We start from the raw sequence: 13308 nt of genomic DNA on the forward strand, positions 1-13308 counted from the left end.
GTCAATTGATATTACTAGAAAGTGTCAGAAGAGTTTACGCACTTTTTGAAAATTTCAAAAAGTATTAAAAATTCTGATAAAACCCCTTGCAATCTCTTTTATAAGCGCTATAATGGATATTAGTTAAGTAGGCTTAAGTCAGAAAAAATAACATAATGTGAAGCCTACGGATGTTTAGGAGGAAATATGTCAGAATTATCATCAACATTTACTGATAAGCTATTTGCTGATTATGAAGCTAATAGCAAATTACGTGCTGTTGAAAATGCTGTAACTCACAATGGTTTGTTAAAATCTCTTGAAACTCGTCAAAGTGAAATGGATAATGACCATGCTTTTTCAATTGATTTAACAAAGGATAAAGTTGCTAACCAAAAAGCGTCAGGACGTTGCTGGATGTTTGCAGCTCTTAACACTTTCCGTCATAAAATGATTTCAGACCTTAACTTGGAAAACTTTGAGCTTTCTCAAGCACACACATTTTTCTGGGATAAATACGAAAAATCAAACTGGTTCTTAGAACAAGTGATTGCGACTGCTGACCAAGAACTTGGTAGCCGTAAAGTGAAATTCTTGCTTGATGTTCCACAACAAGACGGTGGTCAATGGGATATGGTTGTTGCACTTTTTGAAAAATATGGTGTTGTACCAAAAGCAGCTTACCCAGAATCAATTTCATCAAGCAATAGTCGTGAATTGAACCAATACCTTAACAAACTATTGCGTCAAGATGCTCAAATCTTGCGTGAAGCTATTGCAGCAGGTGCAGATGAAAAAGCGGTTCAAGCTAAAAAAGAAGAACTTCTTCAAGAAGTCTTCAATTTCTTAGCTATCAATCTAGGCTTGCCACCACGTACTTTTGATTTTGCTTACCGTGATAAAGATAACAATTTCTACTCAGATAAAAATATCACACCACAAGAATTCTTCAAAAAATATGTTGGCCTAGAACTTTCAGAATATGTTTCAGTTATCAATGCACCAACAGCTGACAAACCTTTTGGTAAATCATACACAGTTGAAATGCTTGGTAACGTTGTTGGTAGCCGTGACGTTCGTTACATTAACCTTGATATGGAACGCTTCAAAGAATTGGCTATCGCTCAAATGCAAGCTGGTGAAACTGTTTGGTTTGGTTCTGATGTTGGTCAAATTTCAGATCGTCAAAAAGGTATCATGGCAACAAATGTTTATGATTTTGATACTGCAATGGATATCAATTTCACACAAGATAAAGCTGGACGTCTTGATTACAGCGAAAGCTTGATGACACACGCTATGGTTCTTACAGGTGTTGACTTGGATGAAAACGGCAAATCTCTTAAATGGAAAGTCGAAAATTCATGGGGAGATAAAGTTGGTAATAAAGGTTACTTTGTTGCTTCTGATGCTTGGATGGATGAATTCACATACCAAATCGTGGTACGTAAAGAATTCTTGACAGCAGAAGAACGTGCAGCTTATGAAGCTGAACCAATCGTTCTTGCACCATGGGACCCAATGGGAGCACTTGCAAGTAAATAAGACAAAAAGTATCAGTAGTTTTAGCTATTGATACTTTTTTAGATATAAGAAAAACTCCTCTGAATAATCGGAGGAGTTTTTAATTTAAGTACTAGTTACTAGTTTCAGTGCTACTTGCATCAGCATTGCTTTCTGGGGTTGTTTCTGCTTCAGAAGTTTGGCTTTCTTCTGATGAAGAGCTTTCTTCACTAGATGATTGGCTAGATGAAGATTCTTCTGAAGAGCTTGAACCGTAGATGTTGCTGTAAACTGAAGTTGATGATGCTGAATAAGTGTATTTGCTTGAGCCACTTAGGTAAGCATAACCACCACTTGTGTAGACACCTTTTGGAACTTCAAAGTCTTCGCTACCACTACCATATTTTTCATTAAGGTAGCTTTGCATAGCTTTGTAGACATCAGCTGCAACATTCAAACCATTACCGTAGATTGGAGTCATGCGGTTTTTATAACCTGTCCAAACGGCCATTGAATATTGAGAAGTGTAACCAACAAACATTTCATCAGGTGCCATTGTACCAACAACGCTGTTGTAAATACCAGTTGATTCTTCGATTTCAGCGAGTTCATCGTCTGAGTAGTTTGAAGTACCAGTCTTACCAGCTTGATAAACACCTGAGATAGCAGCTTCAGTACCAGTACCGTAAGTTAGTACTGTTTTAAGCATTGATGTCATCAAGTATGCTGTTGTTTCTTTCATTGCACGGCTACCAGATGTATCAAATGTTTTGCTTGTACCGTCGTTGAATTCAACTTTGTTGACGTATTGAGGTTCGTAGTAAATTCCTCCGTTAGCAAATGCAGCATAAGCAGAAGCCATCTTTTCGCTGCTTGCTCCGTATTTCTCATCGGAATCACTTGTTGAACTTGAGATAGCATTTGAGTAGTAAAGTTGTGGGTAATAAATGCCAAGACCTTCCAAGAATGATTTAGCTTTATTTAATCCAACAGATTCGAGTGCCTTAACAGCAGGAACGTTACGTGATTGTTGGATGGCTGTTTGGATTGTCATATTACCATAGTATTGGCGGTCCCAGTTATAGATTTGAGTAGAAGTACCAGGCCAATAAGCTTTATTATCGCTAGTAATATCAGAAGTGCTTGTGTAAACACCATGTTCAATTGCTGGAGCATAATCAGTGATTGGTTTCATTGTAGAACCCCAGTCACGGTCAGTAAGGACGGCTTGGTTAGTACCAAGTGAAACGGTTGTATCTTGATTACGTGAACCAAGTTGGGCGATAACTTTACCTGTTTGAACATCAACGATTGTTGAGGCGACTTGTAAATCAGAGTCAGGATATGTTACGTAGTAGTCTGTGTTGTAGACATCCCATAGATATTTTTGAACATCTGTATCAACGTTTGTGTAAACTTTTAGACCAGCAGAGTAGATATCTTGACCTGTTTTATCACTAACTTCTTGAATGACTTCTTTGATGTAGTTATCAAGATAAGGTTCGTAGCTTGTAGACTCTGTAAGAGTTTGTAGACCATCTGTAACCGGTGTTGCAACTGCAGTGTCGTATTCTGATTTAGTGATGTTACCATCTTCGTACATTTCAGAAAGCACTGTGTCACGACGGTTTTGTGCAGCTTCTGGATTTGTGTAAGGGTCATATTGACTTGGAGCTTGAGGAATACCTGCAAGTAAAGCCAATTGAGCAATAGACAAATCTTTCAAATCTTTACCGTAGTATGACTTAGCTGCGGTTAACATACCGTAGTTACCGTTACCCATGTACACTTTATTGATGTAGAAAGTCAAAATTTCTTCCTTAGTGTACTTACGTTCCATTTGGAGTGCAAGCCAAGCTTCTTGAGCTTTACGTTTCAATGTTTGGTCTGATTCACTTGTTGAGAAGTAAGCTAATTTGATTAGCTGTTGGTCAAGTGTTGATCCACCTTGAGTGCTTGAGCTTGTAAAGTTATTTAGCGCAGCACCTAAAATACGGTAAACATCGATACCACGGTGTTTGAAGAAACGTTTATCTTCGATTGATGTAACGGCATTAACCAAATTTAGTGGAATGCTGTTTGCTGTGACACTTTCACGCTTTTCAGAACCCAAATCAGCGATTAATGAGCCATTAGTATCGTAAATCAAACTTGAGTTGGTAGATGATAGTTTGCTAGCTGTTAGCTTAGGAGTGCTGCTAACATAAAAAGCAAAAACTAACCCACCGATGACAAAACCAGCAACAACTAATGACATTATAGTGATTAAGGCGTATCTAAGTACCTTAATAGCTGTCTTGTTAGATGTGGTTTTATTTGATCGTCTGTGTTTTGTTGTTTTCTTTTTAATTGTGATCACCGCCTAAAATTTTTTGATCGATAATATCCAAATAAGGAACCTGAGGGAGTGAACTTGTCGTCACCATATATCCATTTTTTCTGATATAATCAAGTGGCATGGATTTGGTGCCGAGATTGATTTGGTAAAAGTTCACTAAAGCACTAGCAGGTAAGTAATAAGTTTCCTTAATTGTTGAAAAATGAAGTAATACAAAGCAAATCCCATCTTGCTTTAAGACATGTTCCATGTGCTCAATCTGGTGGGCATGAAAATTTTTAAGTGGCATGGATGTCTTTTGCCGAGTTTCTTTAGCTTCAAAGTCAATGTAGCGACCTTTATAAACGCCAGAATAATCGGTTGTTGATGCTTGACGAAAGTAAGCTTCTACAATTTTTGCGCGACTTCTTTTAGGATAATCAACTTTTACAATTTGAATTGGGGTTGGTTTTTTGTGAATAACAGCAATATCTCGAGATAAGTAGTAATTATTAGTTTCATTAATCGCTGCTTCAAAACTCATCCCACGGTTAGCAAAATTAATCGCTGATTTTTTAACCTTTTTAGAAGCTGGGGCTGCTTGTTTTCGAATAATATGATGTGGATAATTAACCATAAAACTCCTAACATTCATGCTTAAGTCAATATAAGCACTACTATTATAACATATTTTTAGAAAGGAAACAGAATATGACTGCAATTCTCGTTACAGGCTACAAGAGTTTTGAGCTTGGCATTTTTCAAGAAAAAGACGAGCGAGTTAAGGTTATCAAAAAAGCAATTAAGCATGATTTTATTCGATACTTTGATGAAGGTGTCGACTGGTTGATTTTTATGGGAAATCTTGGATTTGAATATTGGGCATTGCAGGTTGCAAAAGAGTTGCAAGAGGAGTATGATTTTAGTATTGCTACAATTTTTACATTTGAAAATCATGGGCATAACTGGAATGAAGCTAATCAGATGAAACTCAGCGAGTTTAAACAAGTTGATTTTGTGAAGTATTCTTATCCAGATTACGAAAATCCAAGTCAATTTAGAAATTACAACCAATTTCTGGTTGATAATACAGATGGTGCATATCTTTTTTATGATTCAGAAAATGAAACAAATTTAAAATATTTACTTCATGTGATGCAAGAAAAGTCAGATTATCCTATCCAATATCTGACTTTTGATCGCCTTAATGAATTTCTTGAAGATTGGTAATAAATTTTTAATATGAATTAAAAGTAAATGCTTGATTTTTCACTAAATTTTCTGTAACATATATCTTGATATGACGATTTTATATTCTAAGGTTAACTAGAATAGTTTTGTTTGGAGAGAGATAGAATGGCAAGTATTATTTATAGTCCAAAGGACATTTTTGAACAAGAGTTCAAAACTAGCATGCGTGGTTACGATAAAAAAGAAGTAGACGAGTTTCTTGATGATGTTATCAAAGATTATGAAAGTTATATTTCACAAGTTCAAGAACTACGTGCTGAAAATGAAAAATTGAAACAACAACTGGCTGCTAAACCTAAAGCGCCATCAGCTCCATTTGTCGCACCGCAAGCGGATCATGCGCGTGTGGCTCAAACGGCAACTAACTTTGATATTTTGAAACGTATCAGCCGTTTGGAAAAAGAAGTATTCGGTAAACAAATTACTGAATCATAATTACTATTTAAGTACTAACTTTGTATGTGTCTTATCTTCATTTGAAGGTAAGGATGATAAATTGCAATTTTTGGATAATCGCGTGGTACCTTACGTACCATGAGGAAAGTCCATGCTAGCACTGGCTGTGATGCCGGTAGTGTTTGTGCTAGGTGAATTAATAAGCCTAGGGACATCTTTTTGATGTTACGGCGAGTGAAAAAGCTAAGTCTTTTGATATGCTTGAATAGCTCTGAAAAGTGCCACAGTGACGTAGTTCTTGGGAAAACCCGAGAAGTGGAACGCGGTAAACCCCTCAAGCTAGCAACCCAAACTTTGGTAGGGGCACGGGATAGTAGGAAACGAACGATTTATCCTGACTGGAAACAGTAGACAGATGATTATCGAAGGAGATAAGACCTAGTTATCTCTGGAACAAAACATGGCTTATAGAAAATTGCATATAGGTATCTAGCTAGCTTAGGCTAGCTTTTATTTTTGCTGTATTTTAATACTAAATCATCAATTGTTTTGGTATTTTAAAATTAATTAAATTTTGCTAGCTTTAAGCTGGTAAAACGTGTTAAACTTATAGATAAGTATTTGATGAAATAGGAATGTGTGAATGAAAAAAACATTTAATTTAGTAGCGACAGCAGCCGCTGGACTTGAAGCGGTTGTTGGACGTGAAATCCGTGATTTAGGGATTGATTGTCAGGTTGAAAATGGTAAAGTACGTTTTCAAGGTGATGTTAGAACCATTGCTGTGACAAACCTTTGGTTGCGTGCCGCTGACCGTGTCAAAATTATTGTTGGAGAATTTCCAGCACGCACTTTTGAAGAACTTTTCCAAGGTGTTTATAAACTTGATTGGGAAAATTATTTGCCACTTGGAGCAAAATTTCCAATCTCAAAAGCAAAATGTGTCAAATCAAAATTGCATAATGAGCCAAGTGTTCAAGCAATTAGTAAAAAAGCAGTTGTTAAAAAACTTCAAAAGGTCTATCACCGTCCTGATGGTGTTCCATTGCAGGAAAATGGTGCTGAATTCAAAATTGAAGTCTCTATTTTAAAAGATAAAGCAACTGTCATGATTGATACAACAGGTGCTAGCCTTTTCAAACGCGGTTATCGTGTTGAAAAAGGTGGTGCTCCGATCAAAGAAAATATGGCAGCAGCTATTATTGAGTTGTCAAATTGGTATCCTGATAAACCGTTGATTGATCCAACTTGTGGCTCAGGAACATTCTGTATTGAAGCAGCTTTAATCGGGATGAATATTGCTCCAGGATTTAACCGTGATTTTGCTTTTGAAGAGTGGAATTGGGTGGATGCTGATTTGGTTCAACAAGTTCGTGATGAAGCTGAAGAAAAAGCTAATTATGACGTTGAACTTGATATTTCAGGATTTGATATTGATGGTCGCATGGTTGAAATTGCTAAGAAAAATGCTGAAGAAGCTGGGCTTTCTGATGTTGTCAAATTTAAACAAATGCGTCTTCAAGACTTGAAAACTGATAAAATCAACGGTGTTATCGTTTCTAACCCTCCTTATGGTGAACGATTGCTTGATGACAAAGCTGTCGACATCCTGTATAATGAGATGGGTCAGACATTTGCACCACTTAAAACGTGGAGTAAATTTATTCTGACTAGCGATGAACAGTTTGAACGAAAATACGGGTCACAAGCTGATAAAAAACGTAAATTGTACAATGGTACTTTGAGAGTTGATTTGTATCAATTTTACGGTGAACGTGTTAAACGCTCTGCTATCGCGCAAGCAAAAGAAAAGTAAGGAAATTTGCGCTTAACAGCTTAGTTAGGCAGTTGAGATTTTATTTAGAGAGGTGACCAAAACGTGTCAGAGAAAAAAGACATGCCGTCTTCACAAGAGCAAGACGGGCTTAACTTGCAAGATGTTAAAAATCTAACCATTGAAGAAGCTGTTCGAAAAGATTCTGAAAGGAAAGCTGGAATTACTGAGTCTGATGGCGTTTTAGATAAGTATATTAAACAGCACCGAGATGAAGTAACATCACAAAAATTTGAAACAAAGCTATCTGATTTTGAAAATTTAGATACAGAAGCTTTGGATAACTTTATTAAAAAACAACGTGAAGAACTTGTTAATAGTGGTATTGTCAGCAAAGAAGTGTTCGAAGAAGCTGAAAAAGCTCAAGCAGAACCAGTTGTTGAGGATGTAGAACCATCTGAAACATCAAGTGAAGTTGTTGAAGAAACTGTAGAACCTGCAAAAGAAGTTTCAGAACCTGAAGTTGTAGAAACAAAAGAAGCTTCTGTCGAAGAAACACCAACTGATGACAAAGAAGTTGTTGATGAGATTAAAGAAGTTGAAGCGAAAGAATCAAGCGCTGATGAACAAGTTTCTACCACAGTTGAGGAAGAAACCAAAACAGCTGATGAATCAATTGCGATTTCTTCTGATGATGACAAACCTTCATCTAAGAAAAAACGTGTGATTATTGGTGGTTTGGCTGCTTTGGTTGTAGCTATCTTTGGAGCTGGCTATGGATTACACTACGCCAAAGATTCAAGTACTACAGTTGCAAGTTCATCAACAACTTCAACTACGAAAAAAACTTCAGCAAGTTCAAGTGCTGCTAAGAAAGCAAAAGAAGCGAAAGAAGCTTTTGATGATGTTTACGCAGCGCTATTTACTGATGATACTAAAACGAAGTTGAAAAACAGTGAGTTTGATAAAATCTCAGTATTGAAAGAAAAATTAGATGCCTTGAAAGGAACTGATTTTTACGATGCTGCTAAAAAACAATACGACACTGTTGCAGCTCACATTACTGCTATCAAAGCAATCAACGCTTTATTTGATAAAGATATCATCGTAGATGGTAAAAAAGTTTCAGGAACTGTAAAAGCTGATGCTAACTTTGATAACTTGTCTAGTGATGTTTTAAATACTGGTGATGCTAAATTGGATAACTTACTTCAATCTGCTATCACTGAAGGTAAAAAACAATTAACATCTAAGACACAATCAAGTAGTCAAGAACAATCTGCAAGTTCTGCTAGCCAAACAGATAGCAGTGAGGCTTCTTCTACAGAATCAACTTCTAATACATCAAACCTTCAACGCGATAAAAGTCGTGTTCCATATAACGAATCTGCTATTGCTGATTCAGGAAATGCCGCTTGGACATTTGGTGATGGTGTACTTGAAAAAGTTGTTTCAACATCACAAGCACGTGGTTATTTCTCAGGTGATGATTATATTCTTGAAAAAGTTAACATCATCAATGGTAATGGCTACTACAACATGTTTAGAAAAGACGGAACATATCTATTTTCAATCAACTGTAAAACAGGTTACTTTGTAGGTAATGGTTCAGGTCATTCTGACGCATTGGATTATTAATGAAATGTTCAAAAAGCTCTCCTTTTGGAGGGCTTTTTTGATTTTTAAAGTGAAATTTTGAAAAATACTTGAAAGAGTTTCAAAAAATTGACAGTAAAATTTGAAAACGCTATAATTGGCGTAACTTAAAGATTAAGGGGTGATATTATGGTAAAAGTAGCCATTGTTACTGGTGCAGGTCAAGGGATTGGCTTTGCTATCGCAAAACGTCTTCACGAAGATGGTTTTAAAATTGGAATCTTAGATTATAATCAAGAAACAGCAGAAAAAGCTGTTCAGGAACTTTCTCCTCAAGATGCTTATGCTGTTGTAGCAGATGTTTCTAAGCGTGAAGAGGTTGCTAAAGCATTTGCTAAGGTTGTTGAACATTTTGGAGATTTATCGGTAGTTGTGAATAATGCAGGGGTCGCTCCGACAACACCTCTAGAAACAATCACAGAAGACATCTTCGAACGTACTTTTGCCATTAATGTCGGGGGTGCAATTTGGGGTGCTCAAGCGGCTTTGGCAGAATTCAAAAAATTAGGTCACGGTGGTAAAATTATTAATGCATCATCTCAAGCTGGTGTGGTAGGTAACCCTAATTTGACTGTTTATGGTGGCAGTAAATTTGCTATTCGCGGTATTACACAAACTTTGGCGCGTGATTTAGCAGATTATGGTATTACAGTAAATGCTTATGCGCCTGGTATTGTTAAGACGCCGATGATGTTTGATATTGCCCATGAAGTTGGTAGAAATGCAGGTAAGGACGATGAATGGGGAATGCAAACATTCGCTAAAGATATTACTCTTAAGCGGTTATCTGAACCAGAAGATGTGGCTAAAGCTGTCAGTTTTTTAGCGGGACCTGATTCTGATTATATTACCGGGCAAACTATTATTGTTGATGGTGGTATGCAATTTCATTAAAATTATTATAAAAGGCAGAGAGATTCTCTCTGCCTTTTATGAAACAAAAGCTAGCAAAGCTGACTTTTGTTTTTTAAACAATATGACGTTCAAATGGATCGTCTGAGATACCATCTTTAAGAATGAGTTTAGCCCATTCTTTAGCTGTAAATAAGCTGTGGTCTTTGTAGTTACCGCAAGATTCGATAGTTGTACCAGGAACGTCTTCCCATGATGTTACATTAGCAATTTCTTTCAAACTTGATTTGATGACTTTTGCGATTTCAGTTGTGCTGTGTTTGCCCCACATAATCATGTGGAAACCAGTACGGCAACCAAAAGGTGAGCAGTCAATCATTCCGTCAATGCGTTCACGGATAAGTTTGGCAAACAAATGTTCGATAGTGTGTAAGCCAGCAGTTGGAATAGCATTTTCGTTTGGTTGAACAAGACGGATATCATAGTTTGAAATAATATCCCCTGAAGGTCCAACTTCTTCAGAAATCAAACGAATATAAGGTGCTTTAACGAGAGTGTGATCGAGTTCAAAACTTTCAACAGTTACTTCTTTTTTAGACATAATAGCCTCCTTTGTATTGTTTTAATAATCATATCATAAATTTTAGTAAAACGCTTTACAATTTTAAATTGTGAAAAAATTTGTTTTATGGTAAACTTGAAAGTAGCTTTCTATAGATGAAATCTAAAATTTTTATTGAGGTAAAAACATGCCAAATATTATTATCTTGATTGTTTTTGCCCTCATTGGTTTGATAGTTGGTTATGCACTGATTTCGATTAGACTTAAGTCTGCGAAAGAAGCTGCAGAACTCACTCTTTTAAATGCAGAACAGGATGCTGTCAATCTACGTGGAAAAGCTGAGTTAGAAGCTGAACACATTAGAAAATCAGCTGAGCGAGAAACAAAAGCTCATCGCAAAGAATTACTGATCGAAGCAAAAGAAGAGGCTAGAAAATATCGAGAAGAGATTGAAAAAGAATTTAAATCTGAAAGACAAGAGTTGAAACAAATGGAAACTCGTTTAACAGAACGAGCGTCTTCTCTTGATCGCAAGGATGAAAATCTAACCAGCAAAGAAAAAGTGTTGGATAGTAAAGAACAAAGTCTAACCGATAAATCTAGACACATTAATGAGCGTGAAAAACAAATCGGAGAACTTGAAGAACAGAAAAAAGCGGAACTTGAACGTGTTGCATTGATGACGATTGCTGAAGCGCGTGAAATTATTTTAACAGAAACTGAAACTAATTTAACGCACGAAATTGCTACTCGTATTAAAGATGCTGAACGTGAGGTTCGTGATAAGTCTAACAAACTCGCCAAAAATATTCTCGCTCAAGCCATGCAACGAATGGCTGGTGAATACGTTACTGAACAAACTATTACAACCGTTCATTTACCAGATGATAGCATGAAAGGTCGTATCATTGGACGTGAAGGTCGTAATATTCGCACCCTTGAAAGCTTGACTGGTATTGATGTCATCATTGATGACACTCCAGAAGTGGTCGTTCTTTCAGGATTTGATCCAATTCGTCGTGAGATTGCTCGCATGACCTTGGAAGCTTTGATTCAAGATGGTCGTATCCATCCAGCGCGTATTGAAGAATTGGTTGAAAAGAACCGTTTGGAAATGGATAACCGCATTCGTGAATATGGTGAAGCTGCTGCTTTTGAAATCGGTGCAGTAAACTTGCATCCTGATTTGATTAAAATCATGGGACGTTTGCAATTTAGAACTTCATATGGTCAAAATGTTTTACGTCACTCTGTTGAAGTTGGTAAGATGGCAGGTATTCTCGCTAGTGAACTTGGCGAAAATGTGATGCTTGCTCGTCGTGCTGGTTTCTTGCATGACATGGGTAAAGCAATTGACCGCGAAGTTGAAGGTAGCCACGTTGAGATTGGTGCAGAGTTTGCTCGCAAATATAAAGAAAATCCAATCGTCGTTAATGCTATCGCTAGTCACCACGGTGATGTCGAACCAGAAAGTGTCATTGCTGTAATCGTTGCGGCTGCTGATGCTTTGAGTTCAGCTCGTCCAGGTGCTCGTAATGAGTCAATGGAAAACTACATCAAACGTCTTCGTGATTTGGAAGAAATTGCGACAAGCTTTGACGGCGTTCAAAATAGCTATGCTTTGCAAGCTGGTCGTGAAATTCGAATCATGGTACAACCAAATAAAATTTCCGATGATGAGGTAACAATCATTGCGCATAAAGTTCGTGAAAAGATTGAAAATAATCTTGATTACCCAGGTAATATTAAGGTTACAGTCATTCGTGAACTACGTGCGGTTGATTACGCAAAATAATGAAATAGACAAAAAGAGGTACGTTTTAAACGTACTTCTTTTTAATAGCAAGAGCTTGTAAATTTTCTTGAAAAATAGCCTTATCTTTGATATACTAGACTGTAGTCTAATTGATAAAAAGCAAGTCTTAACTTGTAGTCTATAATAAGGAGAGTGGCATGACCGAACGTGGTTTGTTAATTGTTTTCTCAGGACCTTCTGGGGTTGGTAAGGGAACAGTTCGCCAAGAAATTTTTTCAACACCTGATCATAAATTTGAGTATTCTGTTTCTATGACAACACGCCAAAAACGGCCTGGAGAAGTTGATGGCGTTGATTATTTCTTCCGAACTCGTGAAGAATTTGAAGAGCTTATTAAAAATGGTCAGATGTTGGAATACGCTGAATATGTAGGTAATTACTATGGCACACCACTGACTTACGTTAATGAAACTCTTGATAAAGGGATTGATGTTTTCCTTGAAATTGAGGTTCAAGGTGCCCTTCAAGTTAAGAAAAAAGTTCCAGATGGTGTATTCATTTTCTTGACTCCACCAGATTTGGATGAATTAAAAGATCGTTTGGTCGGTCGTGGTACTGATAGCGAAGAAGTTATTCGCCAACGTATTGAACGTGCCAAAGAAGAAATTGCTTTGATGCGTGAATATGATTATGCTGTAGTTAATGATGAAGTGCCTTTGGCAGCTGAACGTGTTAAACGCATTATTGAAGCAGAACACTTCCGTGTTGATCGTGTGATTGGTCGTTACAATGACATGATTAAAGACATTGATTAAAAGAGAGAAAAGAGAAAAAAGCTATGATGTTAAAACCTTCTATTGACACTTTGCTTGATAAAGTGCCTTCAAAATACTCACTTTGCATCCTTCAAGCTAAACGCGCTCATGAACTTGAAGCAGGTGCTAAACCAACTCAAGAATTCAAATCTGTAAAAGCTACTTTGCAAGCTCTTGAAGAAATCGAATCTGGTAACGTTGTTATCCATCCAGATCCAGAAGCTAAACGCGCAGCTGTCCTTGCTCGCATTGAAGCAGAACGTTTGGCTAAAGAAGAAGAAGAACGTAAAATCAAAGAACAAATCGCTAAAGAAAAAGAAGAAGGAGAAAAAATCTAAGGTATTTTATCTTAGATTTTTCTTGTAATAAATCATTGTGATAAAGTAAACAAGTGCTGCAACATTACTTATCATGATGATTATTCTTTTTTTCGGTAGAATAATGCAG

12 protein-coding genes and 1 other RNA gene are annotated in these 13308 nt (G+C 36.8%); 10 read left to right on the plus strand and 3 right to left on the minus strand.

What is annotated here, in order from left to right:
- Positions 1–186: 186 nt before the first annotated feature.
- On the plus strand, positions 187–1524 hold the full coding sequence (pepC, locus tag ACNTMY_RS02245; protein ID WP_423216492.1) for an aminopeptidase C: 1338 nt from the start codon (positions 187–189) through the stop codon (positions 1522–1524).
- A 91-nt stretch (positions 1525–1615) separates the two neighbouring features.
- Here the strand turns inward: pepC and pbp1a are convergent, their stop codons facing one another.
- Both pbp1a and recU read right to left on the minus strand, forming a co-directional pair.
- Entirely contained in the window at positions 1616–3841 is a 2226-nt protein-coding gene (gene pbp1a / locus ACNTMY_RS02250) for a penicillin-binding protein PBP1A (protein WP_423216493.1), read from the minus strand.
- Positions 3828–4436, minus strand: a complete 609-nt coding sequence (gene recU, locus ACNTMY_RS02255) for a Holliday junction resolvase RecU (protein WP_423216494.1) — start codon at positions 4434–4436, stop codon at positions 3828–3830. The genes pbp1a and recU overlap by 14 nt, the downstream gene beginning before the upstream one ends.
- 74 nt (positions 4437–4510) lie before the next feature.
- On the opposite strand from recU, the gene ACNTMY_RS02260 reads away from it, so the two are divergent.
- The 6 genes from ACNTMY_RS02260 to ACNTMY_RS02285 all read left to right on the plus strand — a co-directional run bounded on the left by ACNTMY_RS02260 (position 4511) and on the right by ACNTMY_RS02285 (position 9770).
- Entirely contained in the window at positions 4511–5029 is a 519-nt protein-coding gene (locus ACNTMY_RS02260; protein ID WP_423216495.1) for a DUF1273 domain-containing protein, read from the plus strand.
- Between the two features lie 126 nt (positions 5030–5155).
- Positions 5156–5485 (plus strand): cell division regulator GpsB, encoded by a 330-nt coding sequence (gene gpsB / locus ACNTMY_RS02265; RefSeq protein ID WP_021141777.1) that lies wholly within the window; start codon positions 5156–5158, stop codon positions 5483–5485.
- Between the two features lie 66 nt (positions 5486–5551).
- An RNA gene (gene rnpB / locus ACNTMY_RS02270) (RNase P RNA component class B) lies at positions 5552–5919 on the plus strand.
- A gap of 170 nt (positions 5920–6089) precedes the next feature.
- Complete coding sequence (locus tag ACNTMY_RS02275) at positions 6090–7262, plus strand: THUMP domain-containing class I SAM-dependent RNA methyltransferase (RefSeq protein WP_027968116.1); 1173 nt, start codon at positions 6090–6092, stop codon at positions 7260–7262.
- Between the two features lie 63 nt (positions 7263–7325).
- Entirely contained in the window at positions 7326–8858 is a 1533-nt protein-coding gene (locus ACNTMY_RS02280) for a cell division site-positioning protein MapZ family protein (RefSeq protein ID WP_423216496.1), read from the plus strand.
- Between the two features lie 147 nt (positions 8859–9005).
- Positions 9006–9770 carry a (S)-acetoin forming diacetyl reductase gene (locus ACNTMY_RS02285; RefSeq protein ID WP_074567267.1) on the plus strand — a complete coding sequence of 255 codons (765 nt, stop codon included), beginning with the start codon at positions 9006–9008 and terminating at the stop codon, positions 9768–9770.
- 73 nt (positions 9771–9843) lie between these two features.
- Here the strand turns inward: ACNTMY_RS02285 and ACNTMY_RS02290 are convergent, their stop codons facing one another.
- On the minus strand, positions 9844–10329 hold the full coding sequence (locus ACNTMY_RS02290; protein WP_423216497.1) for an S-ribosylhomocysteine lyase: 486 nt from the start codon (positions 10327–10329) through the stop codon (positions 9844–9846).
- Positions 10330–10477: 148 nt separating this feature from the next.
- Here ACNTMY_RS02290 and ACNTMY_RS02295 point away from each other — a divergent pair, with 148 nt between their 5' ends.
- The 3 genes from ACNTMY_RS02295 (at position 10478) to rpoZ (ending at position 13199) form a co-directional block, all read left to right on the plus strand.
- On the plus strand, positions 10478–12085 hold the full coding sequence (locus ACNTMY_RS02295; protein ID WP_021141782.1) for a ribonuclease Y: 1608 nt from the start codon (positions 10478–10480) through the stop codon (positions 12083–12085).
- A gap of 158 nt (positions 12086–12243) precedes the next feature.
- Positions 12244–12861, plus strand: a complete 618-nt coding sequence (gmk, locus tag ACNTMY_RS02300; protein WP_003063524.1) for a guanylate kinase — start codon at positions 12244–12246, stop codon at positions 12859–12861.
- Positions 12862–12884: 23 nt separating this feature from the next.
- Complete coding sequence (gene rpoZ, locus ACNTMY_RS02305) at positions 12885–13199, plus strand: DNA-directed RNA polymerase subunit omega (protein ID WP_003067343.1); 315 nt, start codon at positions 12885–12887, stop codon at positions 13197–13199.
- Positions 13200–13308: the final 109 nt, after the last annotated feature.

This window comes from Streptococcus equinus (assembly GCF_049393735.1).
Classification (GTDB): domain Bacteria; phylum Bacillota; class Bacilli; order Lactobacillales; family Streptococcaceae; genus Streptococcus; species Streptococcus equinus_G.